We start from the raw sequence: 20,660 nt of genomic DNA on the forward strand, positions 1-20,660 counted from the left end.
ATGAAAAATGGTTTAGAAGTTAGAAAGAACATAAAAATAGAGAGATGCATCTCTATTGAGGAAGATTTGAACGAACTCTCAGCACTTCTTATTCAAGTTGTTGAAGATGGTGCTTCGATTGGATTTTTACCGCCATTAGAGGAAAACGAGGCAAGGAAGTATTGGGAATCTGTCTTAAATCCAATGGTAATCTTATTTGTTGCTAAGATAAATAATACCATCGCCGGAAGTGTTCAATTACATCTATGTTCAAAGCAGAATGGCAAACATAGGGTTGAAATTGCCAAGCTCATGGCTCATCCGAATTTTCGCCGAATTGGTATTGGTCGTTTACTAATGGAGAAGGCTCATGAAACCGCCATTCAAATGGGGAGAACGCTAGTCGTGCTTGATACCAGGGAAGGTGATCCATCTAATAGACTTTATAATTCCCTTGGTTACATTCAAGCTGGTCGGATTCCAAACTTTGCAATGTCTGAAAATGGAAAATTAGATACGACGGTTATATACTATAAAAATCTTAATTAATAGTTTAGGTAAGGATGGGGGCGAAAAACTTTCTTCGCTCCTTTTGTTTGATCTAAAAGAAATGATGAAAAATAGCTGCAATCAATCTTCCTAAAAGCTGAAAGATCCCTACAACCAATCTCCAGAACAGACCTAAAATGCCTTCAAAAACAAACTCAATAATTTCTTCAAACACATAATGACGTATTTTTTTCTTATGTTTTTCTTTTTCTTTAAATGGTTTCATATGTAAAACCCTTTCTAGAGCAAATTAACTGGTTGAATTGTATTTATTCGAATTTCGGTTCCTACATATGATGTGCTGTGGGAGATGATTCAAACTTCCTTGCCACAATTTTGCTACGGCAAATAAATTTATATTAAACCTCAATAATTCAAAATATTATTAACAAAAAATAAAAGCCTAGCATTTGCTAGACCTCATAGATGTTAGGAGCATGTTTAAAGGTCTTGACAAATTCGGTCAGGCAGGTTTCACAGAGATTGAATTTCCATACCTCTTCATCAAACATTGAACCATATCCAAAGGACAGGGAGAAAGATTGGAGTTCTCCACATTCCCAGCCATCTTTGGATATTTTTTTCGATTTACCACATTTGTTGCATGTTATGCCGATTGTTATTTTTTTCTTTACTTGTATTTCTTCAAATTCTTTCATAATTAAATGACTTCCATCCTATGATTTGATATGTATTTGCTTCATTTTTCCATATTAATAGAATATCCTCTTAATTAGTTATTTGGCTATTCCTGAGCATTTTGAAGTGCACCTCATAAGCACCGACCGAACTTTCGATTCGAAAATTTTTAAAAAAAATCTTGTACATAGATTTTCTATGTATTAACATATTAAATATACATAGAATTTCGATGTATATAGTGTAAGGAGGGATGAAATGCTAGTTGGTTTCATGATGCTCATATTTTTTTCCATTCCCGTTTATGCTTTCATTAGAATGATCCAAAGTTTTTCAAAGAAAGCAAATAAAAAAGCGGCAAATGGCGGTTCTGTAAAAATAAAAATTATAGATGCTATGTATTCAGCAGCCATTTTTTGTTTATGTTTGGTGGGGTTCTTTCTCAATTCTCTAGGACTGGAGGCTGGCGAGCCGATTCAGATTTATTCGATTGGCAGTGCGAAAGCCAATGGCTATGCCTCCCTCGCAAACGAGCATGTATTGTCAGTGGTCGTTTTATTGATTTTAGGAATGTTTAGCTTTTGGCTGATTGGTTCCTATCAAGGGGTACTTTCGCCGATTGTATATGTAATCTGTAGCACGGTTGTAATTGGGAATATCTTGTTTGCTATTGTCTATCTGACTCATACATTCTTGCCTGAAGATGGGATGGAATTTTCGATTCCTCTCTTACAGGCAAGTTTCGTATCGTTACTATTTTTGTATATCGCTCGGTTAAAGGAATCACTATCTTACTTTCTTGAAAAACAGAAGGAAGCAGCGGTAGATTACAAACAACCGATATTAGTTTACTTATACAAAGTCAGTTCAAGCTATCAGAAAATGCCTAAGCTATGGGCCATTTTCCTGTTTCCTGTGCTCATCGTAATCCAGCTACTTCTTGTTTTGTTGGGACAACGTCCTGATAGTTTTATCCGCGTGTTTCTTGACACAAGCTCTTTTCATTATTCGAATATTCCTACGCCGGAACCAGTGATGATTGAGGGAGACGGCCATTACTTGTGTACAGTTTCAGCAAGGGGGCATCAAAAATTGGTGAAGCCAATCAGGGCAGGAATAAGGGGAGGTAATCGAATTGTGGTAAACCGGCAATTATTGATTGCCAATGCCTTTGAAAACATTCTTGAGCAATATACACCAGCCTGCCATAAAGTGATTCGCCACTTTTACGACAAGTACGGATATCCACTTAGCAGGCATATTAACACAAAGTGGTCTGCAGACCTTGTCTACCTCATCATGAAACCATTAGAATGGTTCTTTCTAATCGTCCTATATACCGTCGACCACAAACCGGAAAACCGGATTCATATTCAGTACAGTGAGATAAGAAAATGAGGCATGGGGACGGTTCTCGTGCCTCACTTTCACTAGAAAAATGGGGGGGAGAAGAACCGTCCGAGACTAGTGAGAAATACATACAAAGAAGCTTGAGTGGTCTTCTTTTCTTAGGGTGCACGGGCAAAATAAGTGGCTTATTTTTACCGGAGGGACACTTTTATTGTGCTCGCGGGAAGAATAGCTGGCTTATTTTTACCAGTGCTCCATTTTTCTTGGATTCATGGGAAGAATAGGCGGCTTATTTTTACCAATATGCTACTTTTCTTACGCTTTCAGGAAGAATAGACCGGTTTATTTTTACCGGATGACTGCTTTTCTTGCGCTTACGGGAAAAATAGCAGGCTTATTTTTACCAGAGCGCTGTTTTTCTTGCACTCACGGGCAAATAGAAAGCCAATTTTTACTTTCACCTTCAACCGAGGCCGTTTTATCTTTATGAACCCAAACATAGGAGTGTTTTTCAGCGGTCTCGGACGGTTCTCGTGCCTCACATTCCCAGAAAATGAGGCAAAAGAACCGTCCCCATGCCTCATTTTTTTGGGATTATGGGAAATGCTATTGAATGTGCTTTAGGAAAGGTGGCACGAGAATGAGTTATTTTTCTTATAATTTGAGGAGGTTTGCAATGGGTATTTTGAGTGGAAATCCTAAGGAAGAGCCAATGCATTATGGAGAGGTATTTGATCTTTGGGCATCTGTTCTAGCTGGTAATGGTATGATTGCGGGTTATCAAACGATGATAAACCATGCGGGTGACGACGATTTAAAAAAATTATTAAAAGAAGCCATTGAACTTTGCCAGCAGGAAAAGAAACAAGTGGAAGAACTTTTAAAGGAAAATGGAGTTGGTTTACCTCCAGCGTCACCCGAACCGCCGGAAGCTTGCTTAGAGGATATTCCGGTTGGAGCGCGTGTTCCGGATCCCGCTATTGCTGCCGTACTTTCGGCCGATATAGCTGCAGGATTAGTGACTTGCAGCCAAATTATCGGTAAATCCATTAGGGAAGATATAGCCATGATGTATGTGCAAATCCATAACCAAAAGGCAGCGCTTGGCGGAAAAGTTCTTCGGTTAAACAAAGAAAAAGGCTGGCTGATCCCGCCGCCATTACATCCAAATAAACATGGTGATTGTTAAGGTTGCAGGATGAGGACATGGTCTTCATCCTTTTTTAATTTTTATGCCTGAAAAATAGAATATTTTTAATTTTATAACATATTAGATGAATTTCAGAATTAGAAAAAGTATAATTAGGCCATATATGGACGAAGCGTTTTCCAAGGAGTGGATATACATGAAAACAAACCTGTTATATGGCCAAACCGGAATGGACATAGAAGTACCTGAGTATTCATTTATCGTAGAACCTAAAGACCTTCCTGCAATGGAAAATGAAGTGGAAGCAATTGAACAGGCATTAAGGAATCCGATTGGAACACCTCCTTTAAAAAAAATGGTCAAAGCGACGGATACTGTTGCCATTATCATAAGCGATATTACGAGACCGACCCCAAACCATATCCTTGTCCCAATGTTAATAGAAGAATTGAACCATGTGCCTTTGGAGAATTTCGTGGTGATCAATGGAACAGGGACTCACCGCGATCAAACCAGGGAAGAGTTTGTGCAGATGCTCGGTGACTGGGTTGTCGACAATATCCGGATTATCAATAATAACTGTCATGAAAAAAGCACACAGGTCAACCTTGGCAAAAGCAAATTTGGTTGTGATGTGTATCTCAATAAAGACTACGTAGAAGCCGATTTCCGGATTGTCACAGGATTTATTGAACCGCACTTTTTCGCCGGTTTCTCCGGTGGACCAAAAGGAATCATGCCAGGTATTGCCGGGATTGATACGATCATGACGTTCCACAACGCCAGAATGATTGGCGACCCTCTTGCTACATGGGGAAATATGGTCAATAACCCAGTCCAGGACATGACACGGGAAATTAATGGTCTTTGCAAACCGCATTTTATGTTAAATGTTACACTGAATAAACAAAAAGAGATCACAAACGTATTTGCCGGAGAACTTTACGAGGCACACGATCAGGGATGTGCCTTCGTCAAAGAACACGCCATGGTCCGGTGTGATGACCGGTTTGATGTCGTCATCACCTCAAATTCCGGCTACCCGCTTGACCAGAATCTGTACCAGGCCGTTAAAGGAATGAGCGCTGCACAGAAGATTGTCAAAAAAGGCGGGGCCATTATTGTTGCTTCAGAATGCTCAGATGGACTCCCAAGCCATGGGAATTACGCGAAAATTTTTGAACTCGCCGACAGCCCGCAAGGCTTGCTTGACCTTATCAATAGTCCAGAATTTAAAATGTTTGACCAATGGCAAGTGCAAAAACAGGCTGTCATCCAAGTTTGGTCTGATGTCTACGTCTATTCTAAGCTAACAGACGAACAGGTGAAGGGTGCCATGCTTAAGCCGACACACAATATTGAGAAAACCCTTGAAAAACTTAAACAGATTTATGGCGAGAATATGACAGTGGCTGTTTTACCGCTTGGGCCGCTGACAATTCCATATGTGGAAGAGTAGTAGTTTGATATAAAAAAGTCACAAAATGTTCACAAAAAATAAGAAATATGTTATCTTATAAAATGTTATGAAGAAATAGAATGTTCATTGATGAAATGTAACATGGTGTTGCACTTTCATTCTGTTATTCTGTTATAATGGCGGGAAGGATTTCTAGTATTTTTTAATGCTTAGATATTAGCCCATCATAAACGGTTTATGTCAATTTATTTGCATGAAACCGCTTTATGGTGGGCTATTTTTATTTTTAAAAAAGTACATAATGGAGGAAAACATATGGCATTTCATAGTCCTGATCAAATTGCCCGAAAAGTAGTTGAAGCGGGCGCGAAGAAAGCAGTAATGCCGATTCGTCATGCCCTGCTGTTAGGTTTCTTAGGTGGAGCGTTTATCGCATTGGGCTTTCTATTAGACATACGTGTGATTGGCAATTTACCAAAAGAATGGGGGTCATTTGGGTCATTTCTCGGTGCTTCGGTGTTCCCGGTCGGCCTCATGCTGATCATTATTGCCGGCGGTGAACTGCTGACGGGAAATATGATGGCATTGCCGTTGGCGGTATTAGCTAAGCGGGCAACGACCATACAGCTGCTGAGAAATTGGCTGCTGATTGTTGTCAGTAACTTTGTCGGTGCTATCTTTGTGGCTTATTTCTTTGGCCATGTAGTCGGCTTGACAGAAACAGGACCATTTTTGGAAAAAACAGTGGCAATCGCCCAAGCAAAAACAAGCGAAACCTTTGTTCAAGCATTAATTTCTGCAGTCGGCTGTAACTGGCTAGTCTGTTTAGCGGTGTGGATGGCATTTGGTGCTGAAGACATTGGTGGAAAAATGTTTGCGATATGGTTCCCAATCATGGGATTCGTTGCGATCGGTTTCCAGCACGTCGTGGCCAATATGTTCGTGATTCCAGCGGCTATTTTTGCCGGCAGTCTTAGCTGGACCGATTATTTTGCTAACTTAGTTCCAGTATTTATTGGCAATGCCATTGGCGGAGGAATATTCGTCGCTTTGATCTACTGGATGGTATATAAAGAGGCATTACGGACTAATGCTTCGCAAGCATTAAACAACATAAAGAAAGCCGTCTAGCAATCTAACATGCTTTAGTTCGCAAAAAATACAAATTTATGATATATTCATAGTGTTAATGTTTAAAATTAGTGAAGAATGCATTGAAATCAGGTAACAGTTGTTGCTTTGATTTCCTGCGTGCTCACAAATAATATGGCGGGAATGATCGCTAGTATATAAAATATGCTCAGAAATTCTCCCCCCATGAAACGGTTTATACCAATTAGGTATAGCAACTGTTTTATGGGGGGTTTTTTGTTTAGGAGGGACGTATTTTGTCGGAAAAAGTGAATGTGTTTATTAATGGAACCGCCCGTGAGATTGAGGCGGGAACTCGAATCTTGGATTACCTTATTTCACAGGATATCCAGCATCCACATGTTTGTTATTCAGAAATTCTTGGGCCAGTCCAAAGCTGTGATACCTGTATGTGTGAGGTGAACGGCAGCATTATGCGGGCCTGTTCAACTGTCGTGGAGGAAGGAATGAATATCCTGACCGCTTCTGAAGTGGCAAAAAAGGCTCAGGAAGAAGCAATGGACCGGATTTTAGAAAACCATTTATTATACTGTACGGTCTGCGATAACAATAATGGGAATTGCCGTGTCCATAATACAGCGGAAATGATGGGAGTCGAGCATCAAACACGTCCGCACCGCTCAAAGGGGTATGAAGTGGATATGTCTCATCCATTTTATCGCTACGACCCGGACCAATGTATTTTGTGCGGACGCTGTGTAGAAACCTGCCAAGACCTTCAGGTCAATGAAACATTGACGATTGACTGGGAGACCCAGCAGCCACGTGTATTATGGGATGGCGGTAAAAGCATCAATGAATCCTCCTGCGTTTCCTGCGGTCAGTGTGTCACGGTTTGTCCATGTAATGCCTTAATGGAAAAATCCATGTTAGGTAATGCTGGATTCATGACAGGAATTGAAGATGATTTACTGACACCAATGATTGACCTTGTCAAAGCGGTAGAGCCGGATTACCAAACCATCTTTGCTGTTTCCGAAGTCGAAGCTGCCATGCGAGAAACACGCATTGAAAAAACAAAAACGGTTTGTACCTTCTGCGGCGTAGGCTGCACATTTGAAGTGTGGACAAAAGATCATGAGATTTTAAAAATTGAACCATCTGAAAATGCACCAGTTAACAGTGTATCTACATGTGTAAAAGGGAAATTCGGCTGGGATTTTGTTAATTCAAAAGAACGGATTACAAGCCCATTGATCCGCAAGGGCGATGTGTTTGTTGAAGCCTCTTGGGATGAAGCCTTAGATCTTGTGGCAGAAAAATTGGGCGGCATTAAAGATACGTACGGCAGCGATGCACTTGGATTTATTGCTTCTTCAAAAATCACGAATGAAGAGAATTACTTGATTCAAAAATTAAGCCGGCAGGTATTCGGCACTAACAACGTGGACAACTGCTCCCGTTACTGCCAATCGCCTGCTTCTTGGGGCTTGCAACAAACCGGCGGCATTGGTGGTGACTCCGCAACGATTCAAGACATCGCGGGCGCGGGACTAGTCATTTTAGTAGGCTGTGCTCCCGCAGAGGGACACCCTGTTCTTGCTACACGGATTAAGCGTGCGCATAAGCTTCACGGACAAAAGCTAATCACCATCGATGTCCGCAAACATGAAATGGCCGACCGCGCTGATTTGTTTGTGCGTCCAAGACAAGGGACGGATTATGTATGGCTGTCTGCTGTAACAAAATACATCATTGACCAAGGCTGGCATGATGAAGCGTTCATTCAAAAGCATGTCAACCATTATGATGAATTCTTAAATATGATTACTCCTTATACGCTCGAAGAAGCAGAAAGAATGACTGGCATCTCGCAGGAGGCATTAATCCAAATCGCTGAAATGATTCATGAAGCAGACGGGACCGCCATTTGCTGGGGAATGGGCGTCACTCAAAATATCGCTGGTTCGCATACATCTGTTGCCATTGCCAACCTTCTTCTTGCAACAGGAAACATGATGCGCCGTAATGCAGGGGCATTCCCACTCCGTGGTCATAACAACGTCCAAGGTGCAAGTGACATGGGAACCATGCCAAATATTTTCCCAGGGTATCAGCAAGTAGCTAATGACGAGGTTCGTACCAAATTTGAAAAGGCTTATGGAGTAACACTGCCAGCACAGCCGGGGCTCGATAATATCGAAATGCTTGAAGCAATTGATAAAGGCGAATTAAAAGGCATGTATATTGTCGGTGAGGATATGGCCTGGGTGGATGCTGATTCCAACCATACACAAGCGATGCTTGCGAAGCTTGATTTCCTTGTGGTTCAAGAAATCTTCTTAACGACAACGGCTCAATTTGCTGATGTGATTTTACCAGGGGTGCCTTCCCTTGAAAAAGACGGGACGTTCACCAATACAGAGCGCCGAGTCCAGCGTTTGTATAAGGCGCTAGAAACAACAGGCGACAGCAAGCCTGACTGGTGGATCCTCATGCAGGTTGCGAACCGCATGGGCTTTAACTGGAACTACACGCATCCAAGTGAGATTTTTTCTGAAATGGCTGGCTTAAATCCATTCTTTACACATTGTAATTACGACGTTCTTGAAGGCTGGAACAGCTTTACATGGGGATCGCCGGACGGAACTGACACACCTGTTCTTTATCTGAACGGCTTTAACTTCCCTGACAAGAAGGCTCGGTTTGGTTTGTTTGACTATGTACCTCCGGTGGAATTCCCGGCTGAGTTCGACTTGTCGCTTGATAACGGGCGTTTGCTGGAACATTTCCATGAAGGGAACCTAACGCATAAATCTGAGGGGCTTCAGTACAAGTTCCCGAAAGTCTTTGTCGAGGTTTCACCTGAGCTTGCCAAAGAGCGCGGGGTGAAGGATGGCACGCTTGTCCGCCTTGTTTCACCGTATGGTGCGATTCGTCTGCCAGTTCTCGTCACAGACCGGGTGGAAGGAAAAACTGTGTATGTTCCAATGCACTCCTCCAGTCATGAGAGTGCGGTTAATTTACTGACGGGCGGGGCAGTCGATGTCGTGACCCATACACCTGCATATAAACAAACGAAAGTGCGAATGGAAGTGCTGGAAATCAAGGGAGAAAATCCGCTTCCAAGATTCAACCCGCGCAACGCCACACGGACGCCGCAGCTGGGTCTTGAGATTTACCGGAAATGGGAACGCGGCGATTATGTGCCAATTTCAAGCGTCAATGAACATGTACAGCCTGGCCTGTATGACAGGAGGAACGCATAATGGCTCAGCCAATTAAAATCATTAAAAAGGTAGAATTGACAGAAGAGCAACAAAAAGCGCAATCCTTGGAGAGTCTTATCTCCGAGGTTGCGCAAAATAAAGATTCCCTGCTGGATACACTTCAACTGTTGCAGGAGCTTCACAACAGCGGCATTTTAGAGGCCATGAACAGTCTCGTCAAAGCCAAAGAGAAAGTGGCAAAAATCGCGGTTGGCCAAATGACGCGAGAGCCTGTCACGAATCTCATCAATAATGCGATGGCAGCAGGCGGCGCTTTGACGACGCTTGATCCCGAAATGACACAAAAGCTGATGAATGGCGTTGCAAAAGGGTTGGAAAAAGCAGAACAAGGGCTTCAGTCTAATTCAAAAGTAGGTATACTAGATTTATTGAAGGTATTGAACGATCCGGATATCAATCGAGCAATTGGTTTTGGTTTGAATCTCTTGAAGGGTGTCGGGGAAGGCTTAAAGGATTAAAAGGAGGGGGAAACCCATTTGATGATTTTAAAAAGAAGGGGTTTCCTTGTTTTAATCGAAAACTATTCTGAGACGACAAATGAAGGGGAAGTCGATAATGGGTAAAAATTTAGAACACCAATTTAGTATGCTAGTTCGGGAAATCAGAAAAGAGTACGTTGGAAATGGCCCAAAAGAAATTAGCACCCGATTCGTGGAAAACTGGGCGATTAGTGAAATGAAAGGCAACCTTACGAATGTAGAGAAGTTTATGATTAACTCTGAACAAGGAAAGCAAACCGTTCATGAGGCTCGGACCAAGTTGGTAAAGGAAATCTATAAGAGACAAGAGGTTGTGGATAAGTTTGAAACCTTAATGGGAGCAAAAGTGCTGCGGCTCTTTTCCGATATTAATATTGATGAAGATATCGCCATGACTGTTTTTGTTTTTGATAAATCAATTGATCAAAAAGGTAAATGAGGGAATAAGGGAGACAGGAGTATGGACCAGCAAATGCAGGTAACAAACCAGGTGCTGCGATATGAAAATGGTGTCGTGCAGCTTGTCGAGGATGTGGTTGTGACGGAATATCCGATCACGATTATGTTAAATGACCAAGAATTTGCCACCCTCGTATGCAGCCCGGAGGATATTGAGGAACTTGTCGTCGGATTTTTGGCGTCAGAGGGGATAATCAACCGCTATGAGGATATAAAGGAACTGCAAGTGATTGAAACACTAGGGAAAGCAATCGTAACAACACATCGAGTGAATAAGTTGAATGAAATGTTCCACTCCAAGCGCATTGTAACATCGTGCTGCGGGAAAAGCCGGCAGAGTTTTTATTTTTATAATGATGCCAGAACAGTTAAGCCGATTGAAGTGAATAATGAAGTCCTTTCTGTAGAAGATTGCTTCCGTCTCATGGGAATGCTTCAGGAATCATCGACCATTTTTCAAGATACAGGCGGTGTCCATAATGCGGCTTTATGTGACGAGAATGGCATCATTGTTGCGAGAACCGATATTGGCAGACATAATGCCCTGGATAAAATTTATGGTTATTGTCTGAAGCATCACATTTCCATTGAGGACAAAATTATTGCCTTTAGCGGCCGTATTTCCTCGGAGGTATTATTAAAGGTTGCAAAAATTAAGTGCGGAACGGTCCTGTCCAAATCGGCCCCTACCGAACTGGCATTGCGGATGGCAGAAGAGCTTGGCATTACTGCAGTCGGCTTTATCCGCAACAACGCCTTAAATATATACACAAATCCAGAAAGAATAATAACGCCTGAATTAGCGTAATAAAGATACCGCTCTGTTGTGCAAAGCGGTATTTTTTATCAAGAGAAAATGGTAAATCATTTTGACTTTTTGGGCTTTTGGGCTTTTTTCAGGGCTTGTGGGGCTGCTCCCAAACCGTCTACGACAGGAGGGACTTCAAATATACTTAGATATAACTTACCGCAAGACTCATCAGAATAACCGCTAGCTTTGAAGAAATAGGTTTGTCCCTGAATGGCATCAAAGAAAACAACGGAGGTTTGTTGGACGCCGCTGTCGTCATCGCATGCTACCTCAACTAAAGCATCACAGTTCCCTGTGTAGACACCTAATGTTGTATCATAATTGCTAAGAATGGTATTGGCACTGATTCTCATATTTCGAGGAGCTTTAAACCCGAACCAGACAGAATGGGTATCACCCCCTGCACAGACTGGATCTGCTGGGTTTGCTGTTGCAGAACATGTAAGTTCGATGGCAGAATAGGGCAAATGACGAATTTTGATGGCAGTAGTGCACTCATCATTTTCCGGACAAGCAATAAATCTCGGTTTACAATCAGACATAATTGCACCCCCTTCCTTTTAGAAAAAATTTTTACTAGAAATATAGATCGAAGCTCTCAAAAATGAGTTTATTCGATCGGCAAAATCGTAAGATAAAGTGTTCCGCACGACTTCCTAGAAGCACCGCTTACCTTAATGAAATAGGTTTCTCCTGCTACTGCATCGAAGAATAACAAAGATGTTTTACAAGCACCGCTGTTGTTATCACAGGCAACCTTGGTTAAAGTACCGCAGGTTCCTGTGTAGACACATAATCTTGTATCATAGTCACTATGTGCTGTGCTTACAGCCAAAGGGCCAGTCGTATCGGAAACTAATCTATACCAAACGGAATGAGGGCCATCCCCGGAACTGCTTGAACCAGAGGACCCATTGGAATCAGAATCTTCAGAATCGGCTCCGCATGTCATCGCAATCGCGGCAAAAGGTGTCGTTTCAATTAAAGTTGCATCGTCGCACTCGTCATTAATAGGATCACAATGTTTACTATCAGACATCATTTTTCCTCCCTTCATAATCATACTGAATACTATGAAAGAAGTAGTTATGTTGACAAGGCTAATCCACTATACTTGTCCAATTTTTTTGAACATTGGTGCACTCAAATTTTGACTTTCGTTTTTTAAAAAGAAATATCCTTATGATAAAATCCATCTAAGAGTTCATAACGGGGGTGTTTTCAATGGAATTACGTCAATTAAATCTATTTATGGAGGCAGCGAAGCATAAAAGTATTACCAAGGCAGCGGAGAGTGCCCATATTTCACAGCCTGCTTTGAGCAAATCAATTATGTCATTGGAAGAAGAGTTGGGTATGACCTTAATCATCCGCGGCAATAAGACAACGAATCTGACAGACGCAGGGAATGTGGTGCTGGAGTATGCCCAGAAGATAACCGGCCTGCTTGATGAAATGACAAAGACGTTAATTGACATGACAGATTTGAAGAGAGGCGAAATAAACATTGGACTGCCGCCGTTTATCGGAAGTTTATTTTTTCCAAAAGTGATGGCTAAGTTTCATCAGGAATTTCCAAATATCAAATTAAATATTACCGAGTACGGTGGAGCGAGGGTGGTCAAGAGCGTTGATGAAGGGGAATTTGAGCTTGGTGTTACCGTTCTGCCTATTGATGAGCAGGATTTTCAAGTTTACCCGATTGTAGAGGAAGAAATGATGCTGGTGGTTCACAAAGACCATCACCTTGCTGCCCGTAAACAAGTAGAGATCAAGGCATTAGCAGATGAGGAATTTATCTTTTACCATGAAGAATTTTCATTAAATCAGATCTTAAGGAATCAATTCTTTATAGCTGGTGGTTTTGAGCCGAAGATCTTATTTAAAAGTACGCAATGGGACCTGATGTCGGAAATGGTGGCAGCCAACCTGGGGATCACCGTTCTACCGCAATCCATTTGCAATCGGTTAATGAATAGGGATTTAAAAATCATTACCCTCAGGCCAGTCATCCTATGGAAGCTTGCCGTCATTACCAAAAAAGACCGCTATATTTCCAGTGCAGGGAGAACCTTTATTGACTTTATTTTGAATGAATCATTATAACTTTGAGTTATGAAAACCATTCTAAATATGTATTTTACGAATGGTAAAATTCGTCGTAACATTACTCTATAGTTTAAATCGAGAAGTAAAAGGAGCATGAAGAAATTTCCTTTTTCTTCTTTTGGAGAGGATTTTTACGATGAAAATTGGGGTTATTATTTTACAAATATTATTCATACATGTCTTTTTATTTCTCGGAGCCGCACTAAAAGAAATCGTTCCACTGCCGATACCTGCTTCGATGTTTGGCTTGTTCCTTTTGTTTTTGGCACTTTGCCTTCACATCATCAAGCTGGAATGGATCGAAAAAGGAGCCAATTGGCTGCTGGCAGAGTTGCTGCTATTCTTCGTACCGTCTGCAGTCGGGATTGTGAATTATGATGAAATTATTAGCTTTCAAGGGGCCGAAATCGTCGTATTGATTGGGGTCAGCACCGTCATTGTGATGGGAATAACGGCCTTAATTGCTGAAAAAGTAACAAAAAGGAAAGGAAGTGAGCAGCTATGATGATGGTAATTTGTATTGTAGGAACTTACCTTATTTATCGGTTATCCAAGAAAATTTATGCTAAATGGGCGTTTCCTTTATTCCATCATTTACTGCTTGCGCCAATTCTGTTAATCGTGTTAATTTCAATCATGCATGTGTCCGCAAATCAATATTTGGATGCAACGAAGTGGCTGACACATATGCTCGGGCCAGCTACAGTTGCGTTCGCGGTACCGATATATAAGCACTTGCCAACGGTGAAAAAATATTTAGGAACAATCATTCTCAGTACCATAACAGGCTCGTTGGTGGCGATTTTTTCAACATTTGCTTTATCAAAAATCATCCATTTGAAATATGATTTTATGACGTCCATTCTTCCAAGGTCCATTACAACGCCATTTGCCATTGAGGTTTCCAAAGAGATTGGCGGCCTGCCAACATTAACAACCGTGTTCGTCATCTTGACCGGCGTGATTGGCGGTGTTGTCGGCCCTTCTGTTATCAAATGGCTGTCAATCCAGACGCCGATTGCCAAAGGTCTAGCGCTTGGAATGAGCGCACATGGTGCCGGAACGAGTAAGGCGCTGGAATATGGGGAGCAGGAAGCGACATTTTCATCCCTGGCGATGATTTTCGCCGCCTTTATTACCCTGCTGTTGGGGGCACTGCTGATACCTGCGATGATTTAGTGGCAATCCCCCATAAAGAGAGCATTCCTTACGAATATGTTTATATGTAAAAAAAAACATGGGGACGATTCTTCTGCTGCTGAAGCAGAAGAACCGTCCCCATGCATCATCGGAGAGAAGAATTATGACAGAAGAAAACTATCAATCTCGTGAGGAACGAAGGAAAGCGGAGAACACAAGGGAAAGCCGCCAAATAAGCAAAAAATTGCCCGTAAAAGGGTCGTTGTTAAGAAAAGTCCTTATTGTCTGTTTAGTGATAGGGCTTGTTTCAACCGGGGCAGGGGCGATCACGTTCGCATCGATGGTGAAGGGTACACCTGAACTGGATGCTTCCAAATTAATCGACCCTCTATCGACGAAATTTTATGATAAAGATGGAAACTTCATTTATGAATACGGGAAGGAAAAGCGGACAAAAATCTCGTATGAGCAAATTCCGGAGGTGCTGGAAAATGCGTTCATTGCCACGGAGGATTCCCGCTTTTATGACCATCATGGCATTGACATCAAAAGGACGGCCAAAGCCATTTTTGTCAATGTAACCGGTGATTTCGGATCTCAGGGCGGGAGTACGATTACGCAGCAGGTTATCAAAAACTCATTTTTGACACCTGAAAAAACATTGAAGCGGAAGGTGCAGGAATGGGATTTGGCGTATCAGCTGGAGAATAAGTATTCAAAGCACGAAATCCTAATGATGTATTTGAACAAAATCTACCTGGGCAACCGCTCATACGGAGTGGCGGCCGCAGCAAAGAACTACTACGGGTTAGAGCCAAACGAATTGAAAAAGTTAACTCTAGCGCAGGCCGCCATGCTAGCCGGACTGCCGCAGAGTCCCAATAATTACGACCCAAGCAAGCAGGAAAACAAAGAAGCGGCTACCAACCGCCGAAATCTAGTCTTAAGCTTGATGCACCGGCATGGCTATATTACGGAAAAACAGATGGAAGAAGCCTCAAAAGTTCCGGTCACAGAAGGGCTTGTCCCAAAAAGTGAGCAGCAGGGAATGCCGTATGAAGCATTTTTGGATGCAGTGGTAAAAGAGATTAAAGGAAAGCTGAAGGATGTTGACGTTAGTGCAGATGGGTTATCGATTTATACGACACTGGACCCGAGAGCACAGGACTATGCCGACAAAATGATGAACACCAATGAAATCATTGCTTACCCGGATGCGAAGTATCAGGGGGCGTTCGTTTTTATGGATACAAAAACGGGGGAAGTCAGGGCGATTGGCAGCGGCCGAAACGACTATCAAGCCGATTTTCTTGGCCACAATTTGGCGGTTGATATCAATCGCCAGCCGGGTTCCACCTTTAAGCCGATTCTTGATTACGGTCCCGCAATTGAAAATTTAAAGTGGTCCACGGCCCATTTAATCAATGACCAGCCGACAACCTATTCAACTGGCCAGCAGATTTCTAACTGGGATCATCAATATCATGGAATGCTGACCATCCGCTCCGCGCTGCAAAATTCTTATAATATCCCAGCCCTTCTCACACTCCGGGAGGTTGGTCTTGATAAAGCGAGGAGCTTTGCCGAACAGCTTGGCATTACGTTTAAGAATAATCAGGTCTATGAGTCTTATGCAATTGGAAGCAATACCGTCAGCCCTCTAGCCATGGCAGGTGCCTACAGTGCCTTTGGAAACGGCGGAATCTACAATAAACCGCATTTTGTCCAAAAGGTTGTCTTGGCAGATGGCACAACGGTAAATTTCGCAGAGAAACCAAAGCGAGTGATGCAGGATTACACTGCCTATATGGTGACTGATATGTTACGGACTGTCGTTGATGCCGGAACAGGTACAACCGCTAATATCTCTGGTTTGGATGTCGCGGGAAAAACGGGTACAACCAATTTTGATGCCCACACACGTGCGAAATATGGATATCCCGACAACGCGACAAATGACAGTTGGTTCGCCGGGTATACACCACAATACACAATGGCAGTCTGGACCGGATATGCACAAAACGGTTCTGGCAACTATCAGGCTGGAAATACGACGAAAATTGCCCAATATATGTTTAAAGCGATGATCCAATCATTTGGAACGGATTCATCAAACTTTAAGCAGCCAAGCAGTGTATATGAAGTAAATAATGAACTGTATATAAAAGGTGTCGCTTCTGCAGAAGTACCGCCAAAGCCAATTGAAAAAGTAAAAACAGAAATTGAAAATGGCTGGAATAATTGGAAAGAGAAACATAAAAAAGATGAATGGAAAAAGGAAAAAGAAAAGGGAAAAGAAAAGGGAAAAGGCAAGGGCAAAGGGAAAAATAAAGAAGATTAAGATTGTACTATAAGGATTTTCGGGGCTGTCGACTAAGTCGGCAGTCTTTTTTGTTTTAATGCTTAAATTCAAAAGCCAATAAAAAAGGACCGTTCCCAATTAACGATCCTTTCATTAATCATGTTCCTCATCAAGAGGCAATTCGATGAAAATTTGAATGACTTGATTTTTATATTCAACATGAATGGTCCCTTGATGCAATTCAATGATACTTTTTGTGATGGCTAAGCCTAATCCAGCCCCAGACTTGTTGGAGGAGCGTGAGGGATCCACACGGTAGAAACGATCAAATAATCTAGCAACCTCCTCCTCAGAAAGGGAATCACATGGATTTGAAACAGAAATCTGAACAGAATGTTCGTTTTGGACCAAATGAACATTAATTTTTCCAGGAGGGGTACTATATTTGATGGCATTTGTTAATACATTTTCCAACGCGCGTACCATTTGATTCGGATCAATCTCCATCAGGATCGGTTCTTTTGGGAGGTTGCTGCTAAACATGACATCGTGATCTTTTGCAATCGGGTCAAGTTCATCCATTAGCTGTCTGAGCATTTGGTTTAGGCTAACCTTTTCTCTTTTGAGCTGGTTACCTTCATACGTTAGAAGGGTAAAATCGAATAAATTCTCGATTAAATTCTTTAATTGCTCTGATTTCCCATAAGCGATATCAACGTATTCATCCAATTGTGCCTGGTTTTTATACTGATGGTCTTTTACTAGTCTCATATAGCCCATGATCGAAGTTAGGGGTGTACGTAAATCATGGGAAACGTTGGTGATCAGCTCATCCTTTAATTTTTCAGTATGTCTTTGTCTTTCCATCATTTCGGTTAATTCAAAAGCCATGTAATTAATGTTGGTTGCAAGCGAACCTACTTCATCTTGACTTTTCTCCCGTATCCGATAATGCAAATTTCCCTTGGCGATTTCCGTTAAACCTAGCGCAATCTCCTCTATTTCCCTCATCTTTCGTTTGGTTATGAAATAATAACAGAGAATAAACGCGATAAGTCCAAGTAGGTAAGGGGTAACTCCCGTTTCTTTTTCATAAACAGATGTGGCTTTAGGGACGCCGCTTACAATTAAATAGCCTTTCCCGCCAGCATTGGTAATTGGATACATTCTTGTAATAATGGGCTGCTCATCATGCACCTTTTCACCAAGAGTCTTTTTGGCACTTTTCATTTCTTCGGAAAGATTTACTTGAGTATCATGTGCTCCTGCTGATTTATTCACAACCTTACCATCCGAATCCGTAACCAACACTTTGAGATTATTTTGTTGCTTTGGTGTGTTAATTAAATATTGGATTAATTCATTCTTGGTTATTTGATAGAAAGCTTTCCCATTGTAAGGGACGATTAACCAGTCGTTTTCTTCTTTCACAGAAGGCGGTGCAGGCTGAAGGAATTGACTTTTAAAATCAGGATCTTGATCCCCTAATTCCCTTACGAGTTCGTTGATATCCTGGTTCATTTGGTTGAATTGTTTCACCAAATCACGTGCACTTTCCTCAATGGTGACAACTCCTTCGGTAAAATCGAGCCTGCGGTCCTCGCTAACAAAGAAGGGGCTTGTGGCAAAACCGACCAATAAGGAAACAAGCGTACAAAAGGCAAATGCCATGATCAACTGAATGCGAATGCTTGTCTTTACTAAATGGACAAGTTTGCCAGAATGCCTGCCATTTCGATACGAGGAAGGGAACTGGTTCTTATTGTTCAATTTTATAGCCCACCCCCCAAACCGTTTTGATATACCGTGGTTTCCGCGGGTTATTTTCCAGTTTCTCTCGCAAATTTCGAATATGAACCATGACGGTGTTTTCCGATTCATAAAACGGCTCATTCCATACCTGTTCATAGATTTTTTCGGTACTAAACACGACTCCAGGATTGCGGGCCAACAGCTCTAGAATGGCAAATTCCCTTGGTGTTAGCTTTATGTCTTTCCCATCCACTTTAACCTCGTGTGTAGGAATATTAATGACAAGCTCATCAATCGAAATGACATCCTGCTGTTGGACTGTAGTTGCTTGTAGGCTTCCGTCCGTTTGATTTAACCGAAGATAACGACGAAGCTGCGACTTGATTCTTGCGACTAATTCCAAAGGCTGAAACGGTTTTGTGACATAGTCATCCGCTCCGGTAGTTAACCCCATGATCTTATCCATATCCTGCGATTTCGCAGATAACATGATAATCGGAACATTTCTGCTTTCTCTTATTTTCATGCAGGCTTGAATTCCATCCAGCCGCGGCATCATGATATCCAATACAACCAAATGAACATTGTTCTCCTCTAGGTACTGTAACCCCTCGATCCCATCTGCTGCTTTTAAAACGTGATAACCTTCATTCGTAAGATAAATCCCGATTAAATCACGAATTTCCTTTTCATCATCAATAACGAGGATGGTTTCTTGAGCCATGTAAACCTCTCCTTTCTAACTTCCTAAAGTTTACTCCATTCCCCTTAAGAAAAAACAATAGAAATTCTGAAGAATTTCTGAAGTTTACCTTTATATCTTAAGAAAATCTTCAGAAGGAATGGCATTTTTCCTTAAGAAGTTTTTTGTAACATTATTGGTGTGATAGCCCGCTAATTGATGTGGGCACCTAAAATCATAGAACAAAAACACTTCAACAATATAAAGGAGTGGAGATGAATGAAAGATAAAATTTTAATTTTAACAGGTAATTATGGTGATGGACATATTAAAGTAGCTCAAGCGCTGCATGAAGCGATTGCGGTTCGATATCCTGATTTAGAACCGGTGATTGTTGATTTTATGGAATGGGTTCATCCTTATTCTAATCAAGTGAGTCGGTTTCTCTACCTACAGGGCGTGAAAAAATTCCCGCAGCTGTATGGCTTTATTTATCAAAAAACACGCAAGGCGAACACTTTTTCTAAAATGATGAAATCGATTTTCTCTACCGGACTCGGGCGGATGTTAGCATTGCTGGAGGAAGTGAAACCGACTGTTGTAGTCAGTACATTTCCTTTGGCAGCGGCAGTGATGTCCAAGTTGAAATCCTTCGGTTTAATTGATATTCCAATCGTCACAGCTATTACAGACCATACCAATCATAGTTGCTGGATTTATCCCTATACGGATCAATATATTGTTGGCTCTAAGCTGGTCCGTGATTCTCTGGTTGGTTTAGGAGTTGAAGAAAATCGCATCGCTGATACGGGAATTCCGATTCGGCAGCAATTTTCTCAGTTCATCGAACAGGAGGAAATTTTTCGAAAATATGATTTAGATCAGCACCTTCCTACAGTATTAGTCATGGGCGGCGGCTGTGGAATGATTGGTGATGGAAATTCCACCATACAGGAGATTGATGCATTACCGAATCCGGTACAATTAATCATTGTTTGTGGGCATAACGACAAGCTTCGTTTGCAATTAAAGGAAAAACTGAAGAATTCCAAGCATCGTATCCATCTCACTGGTTATATTAACTACGTTCATGAGTTAATGGCTATTTCTGATTTAATGATTACAAAGCCGGGTGGAGTCACAACGTTTGAAGCATTTGCAATGGAATTACCGATGCTTCTGTATAAACCAATCCCCGGTCAAGAACAGGATAACGCCAGATTTTTAGTTCAAGCAGGGGTGGCCGTTCAAGCTAATACGGACCGTGATTTAAGCAAGCATTTGTCAAAATTACTAAGCAATCACGACCTGCTTCAACAGATGAGCGAGAATTCAAAACGATTTCATCCGAAAGAATCTGCGTTTGCATCAGCCGAAGTGATTAAGAAAACAAAAGAAAACAATAGCAGCCTGCAGAATCTAATCTATCTTTTTGGTTGATTAGCCGCTAAGAAGGT

At 41.7% G+C, this 20,660-nt stretch carries 20 protein-coding genes; 14 read left to right on the plus strand and 6 right to left on the minus strand.

Annotated elements, in window-relative coordinates; all coding sequences use genetic code 11:
- Window positions 1-528 carry a GNAT family N-acetyltransferase gene (locus tag ACNQGS_RS14650; protein ID WP_491487961.1) on the plus strand — a complete coding sequence of 176 codons (528 nt, stop codon included), beginning with the start codon at window positions 1-3 and terminating at the stop codon, window positions 526-528.
- A gap of 52 nt (window positions 529-580) precedes the next feature.
- Here ACNQGS_RS14650 and ACNQGS_RS14655 read toward each other — a convergent pair whose 3' ends face one another.
- A complete protein-coding gene (locus ACNQGS_RS14655; protein WP_491487962.1) occupies window positions 581-754 on the minus strand; it encodes a hypothetical protein in 174 nt (57 codons plus the stop codon).
- A gap of 187 nt (window positions 755-941) precedes the next feature.
- Entirely contained in the window at window positions 942-1,187 is a 246-nt protein-coding gene (locus ACNQGS_RS14660; RefSeq protein ID WP_491487963.1) for a hypothetical protein, read from the minus strand.
- A 238-nt stretch (window positions 1,188-1,425) separates the two neighbouring features.
- Between ACNQGS_RS14660 and ACNQGS_RS14665 the strand changes: the two genes are divergently transcribed.
- The 8 genes from ACNQGS_RS14665 (at window position 1,426) to fdhD (ending at window position 11,215) form a co-directional block, all read left to right on the plus strand.
- A complete protein-coding gene (locus ACNQGS_RS14665) occupies window positions 1,426-2,565 on the plus strand; it encodes a DUF6688 domain-containing protein (RefSeq protein ID WP_491487964.1) in 1,140 nt (379 codons plus the stop codon).
- A 628-nt stretch (window positions 2,566-3,193) separates the two neighbouring features.
- Complete coding sequence (locus tag ACNQGS_RS14670; protein WP_491487965.1) at window positions 3,194-3,706, plus strand: DUF3231 family protein; 513 nt, start codon at window positions 3,194-3,196, stop codon at window positions 3,704-3,706.
- A gap of 157 nt (window positions 3,707-3,863) precedes the next feature.
- Entirely contained in the window at window positions 3,864-5,126 is a 1,263-nt protein-coding gene (gene larA / locus ACNQGS_RS14675) for a nickel-dependent lactate racemase (RefSeq protein WP_491487966.1), read from the plus strand.
- Window positions 5,127-5,402: 276 nt separating this feature from the next.
- Window positions 5,403-6,218 carry a formate/nitrite transporter family protein gene (locus ACNQGS_RS14680; protein WP_491487967.1) on the plus strand — a complete coding sequence of 272 codons (816 nt, stop codon included), beginning with the start codon at window positions 5,403-5,405 and terminating at the stop codon, window positions 6,216-6,218.
- A 254-nt stretch (window positions 6,219-6,472) separates the two neighbouring features.
- A complete protein-coding gene (fdhF, locus tag ACNQGS_RS14685) occupies window positions 6,473-9,448 on the plus strand; it encodes a formate dehydrogenase subunit alpha (RefSeq protein ID WP_491488059.1) in 2,976 nt (991 codons plus the stop codon).
- Window positions 9,448-9,927: a helical membrane plugin domain-containing protein gene (locus ACNQGS_RS14690; RefSeq protein WP_491487968.1), complete on the plus strand. Its 480-nt coding sequence runs from the start codon at window positions 9,448-9,450 to the stop codon at window positions 9,925-9,927. Before fdhF ends, ACNQGS_RS14690 begins: the two co-directional genes overlap by 1 nt.
- A 97-nt stretch (window positions 9,928-10,024) precedes the next feature.
- Window positions 10,025-10,387: a Na-translocating system protein MpsC family protein gene (locus ACNQGS_RS14695; RefSeq protein ID WP_213145478.1), complete on the plus strand. Its 363-nt coding sequence runs from the start codon at window positions 10,025-10,027 to the stop codon at window positions 10,385-10,387.
- Between the two features lie 21 nt (window positions 10,388-10,408).
- The gene (fdhD, locus tag ACNQGS_RS14700; RefSeq protein WP_491487969.1) at window positions 10,409-11,215 is read left to right on the plus strand and encodes a formate dehydrogenase accessory sulfurtransferase FdhD; all 807 of its coding nucleotides are present in this window, start codon (window positions 10,409-10,411) and stop codon (window positions 11,213-11,215) included.
- 56 nt (window positions 11,216-11,271) lie between these two features.
- Here fdhD and ACNQGS_RS14705 read toward each other — a convergent pair whose 3' ends face one another.
- Together ACNQGS_RS14705 and ACNQGS_RS14710 are read right to left on the minus strand one after the other, a co-directional pair.
- Complete coding sequence (locus ACNQGS_RS14705) at window positions 11,272-11,760, minus strand: hypothetical protein (protein WP_491487970.1); 489 nt, start codon at window positions 11,758-11,760, stop codon at window positions 11,272-11,274.
- A 68-nt stretch (window positions 11,761-11,828) separates the two neighbouring features.
- On the minus strand, window positions 11,829-12,257 hold the full coding sequence (locus ACNQGS_RS14710; protein WP_491487971.1) for a hypothetical protein: 429 nt from the start codon (window positions 12,255-12,257) through the stop codon (window positions 11,829-11,831).
- Window positions 12,258-12,442: 185 nt separating this feature from the next.
- On the opposite strand from ACNQGS_RS14710, the gene ACNQGS_RS14715 reads away from it, so the two are divergent.
- The 4 genes from ACNQGS_RS14715 to ACNQGS_RS14730 all read left to right on the plus strand — a co-directional run bounded on the left by ACNQGS_RS14715 (window position 12,443) and on the right by ACNQGS_RS14730 (window position 16,808).
- Window positions 12,443-13,324, plus strand: coding sequence for a LysR family transcriptional regulator (locus tag ACNQGS_RS14715; RefSeq protein WP_491487972.1), 882 nt, complete (start codon window positions 12,443-12,445; stop codon window positions 13,322-13,324).
- Between the two features lie 139 nt (window positions 13,325-13,463).
- A complete protein-coding gene (locus ACNQGS_RS14720) occupies window positions 13,464-13,832 on the plus strand; it encodes a CidA/LrgA family protein (RefSeq protein ID WP_491487973.1) in 369 nt (122 codons plus the stop codon).
- A complete protein-coding gene (locus tag ACNQGS_RS14725; RefSeq protein ID WP_491487974.1) occupies window positions 13,829-14,506 on the plus strand; it encodes an LrgB family protein in 678 nt (225 codons plus the stop codon). Before ACNQGS_RS14720 ends, ACNQGS_RS14725 begins: the two co-directional genes overlap by 4 nt.
- A 58-nt stretch (window positions 14,507-14,564) precedes the next feature.
- Entirely contained in the window at window positions 14,565-16,808 is a 2,244-nt protein-coding gene (locus ACNQGS_RS14730; protein ID WP_491487975.1) for a transglycosylase domain-containing protein, read from the plus strand.
- Between the two features lie 114 nt (window positions 16,809-16,922).
- Here the strand turns inward: ACNQGS_RS14730 and ACNQGS_RS14735 are convergent, their stop codons facing one another.
- Window positions 16,923-18,539: a sensor histidine kinase gene (locus tag ACNQGS_RS14735; RefSeq protein ID WP_491487976.1), complete on the minus strand. Its 1,617-nt coding sequence runs from the start codon at window positions 18,537-18,539 to the stop codon at window positions 16,923-16,925.
- Window positions 18,529-19,245 (minus strand): response regulator transcription factor, encoded by a 717-nt coding sequence (locus tag ACNQGS_RS14740; protein WP_491487977.1) that lies wholly within the window; start codon window positions 19,243-19,245, stop codon window positions 18,529-18,531. The genes ACNQGS_RS14735 and ACNQGS_RS14740 overlap by 11 nt, the downstream gene beginning before the upstream one ends.
- A gap of 237 nt (window positions 19,246-19,482) precedes the next feature.
- Between ACNQGS_RS14740 and ACNQGS_RS14745 the strand changes: the two genes are divergently transcribed.
- Window positions 19,483-20,643 carry an MGDG synthase family glycosyltransferase gene (locus tag ACNQGS_RS14745; protein ID WP_491487978.1) on the plus strand — a complete coding sequence of 387 codons (1,161 nt, stop codon included), beginning with the start codon at window positions 19,483-19,485 and terminating at the stop codon, window positions 20,641-20,643.
- Window positions 20,644-20,660: the final 17 nt, after the last annotated feature.

It is taken from the genome of Neobacillus sp. PVCKKU3, assembly GCF_058323225.1.

Excerpts from the sequence above, each read along its gene's own strand:
- ACNQGS_RS14650 (WP_491487961.1), top strand. The coding sequence starts at position 1 with ATGAAAAATGGTTTAGAAGTTAGAAAGAACATAAAAATAGAGAGATGC.
- ACNQGS_RS14655 (WP_491487962.1), bottom strand. The coding sequence starts at position 754 with ATGAAACCATTTAAAGAAAAAGAAAAACATAAGAAAAAAATACGTCAT.
- ACNQGS_RS14660 (WP_491487963.1), bottom strand. The coding sequence starts at position 1,187 with ATGAAAGAATTTGAAGAAATACAAGTAAAGAAAAAAATAACAATCGGC.
- ACNQGS_RS14665 (WP_491487964.1), top strand. The coding sequence starts at position 1,426 with ATGCTAGTTGGTTTCATGATGCTCATATTTTTTTCCATTCCCGTTTAT.
- ACNQGS_RS14670 (WP_491487965.1), top strand. The coding sequence starts at position 3,194 with ATGGGTATTTTGAGTGGAAATCCTAAGGAAGAGCCAATGCATTATGGA.
- larA (WP_491487966.1), top strand. The coding sequence starts at position 3,864 with ATGAAAACAAACCTGTTATATGGCCAAACCGGAATGGACATAGAAGTA.
- ACNQGS_RS14680 (WP_491487967.1), top strand. The coding sequence starts at position 5,403 with ATGGCATTTCATAGTCCTGATCAAATTGCCCGAAAAGTAGTTGAAGCG.
- ACNQGS_RS14690 (WP_491487968.1), top strand. The coding sequence starts at position 9,448 with ATGGCTCAGCCAATTAAAATCATTAAAAAGGTAGAATTGACAGAAGAG.
- ACNQGS_RS14695 (WP_213145478.1), top strand. The coding sequence starts at position 10,025 with ATGGGTAAAAATTTAGAACACCAATTTAGTATGCTAGTTCGGGAAATC.
- fdhD (WP_491487969.1), top strand. The coding sequence starts at position 10,409 with ATGGACCAGCAAATGCAGGTAACAAACCAGGTGCTGCGATATGAAAAT.
- ACNQGS_RS14705 (WP_491487970.1), bottom strand. The coding sequence starts at position 11,760 with ATGTCTGATTGTAAACCGAGATTTATTGCTTGTCCGGAAAATGATGAG.
- ACNQGS_RS14710 (WP_491487971.1), bottom strand. The coding sequence starts at position 12,257 with ATGTCTGATAGTAAACATTGTGATCCTATTAATGACGAGTGCGACGAT.
- ACNQGS_RS14715 (WP_491487972.1), top strand. The coding sequence starts at position 12,443 with ATGGAATTACGTCAATTAAATCTATTTATGGAGGCAGCGAAGCATAAA.
- ACNQGS_RS14720 (WP_491487973.1), top strand. The coding sequence starts at position 13,464 with ATGAAAATTGGGGTTATTATTTTACAAATATTATTCATACATGTCTTT.
- ACNQGS_RS14725 (WP_491487974.1), top strand. The coding sequence starts at position 13,829 with ATGATGATGGTAATTTGTATTGTAGGAACTTACCTTATTTATCGGTTA.
- ACNQGS_RS14730 (WP_491487975.1), top strand. The coding sequence starts at position 14,565 with ATGGGGACGATTCTTCTGCTGCTGAAGCAGAAGAACCGTCCCCATGCA.
- ACNQGS_RS14740 (WP_491487977.1), bottom strand. The coding sequence starts at position 19,245 with ATGGCTCAAGAAACCATCCTCGTTATTGATGATGAAAAGGAAATTCGT.
- ACNQGS_RS14745 (WP_491487978.1), top strand. The coding sequence starts at position 19,483 with ATGAAAGATAAAATTTTAATTTTAACAGGTAATTATGGTGATGGACAT.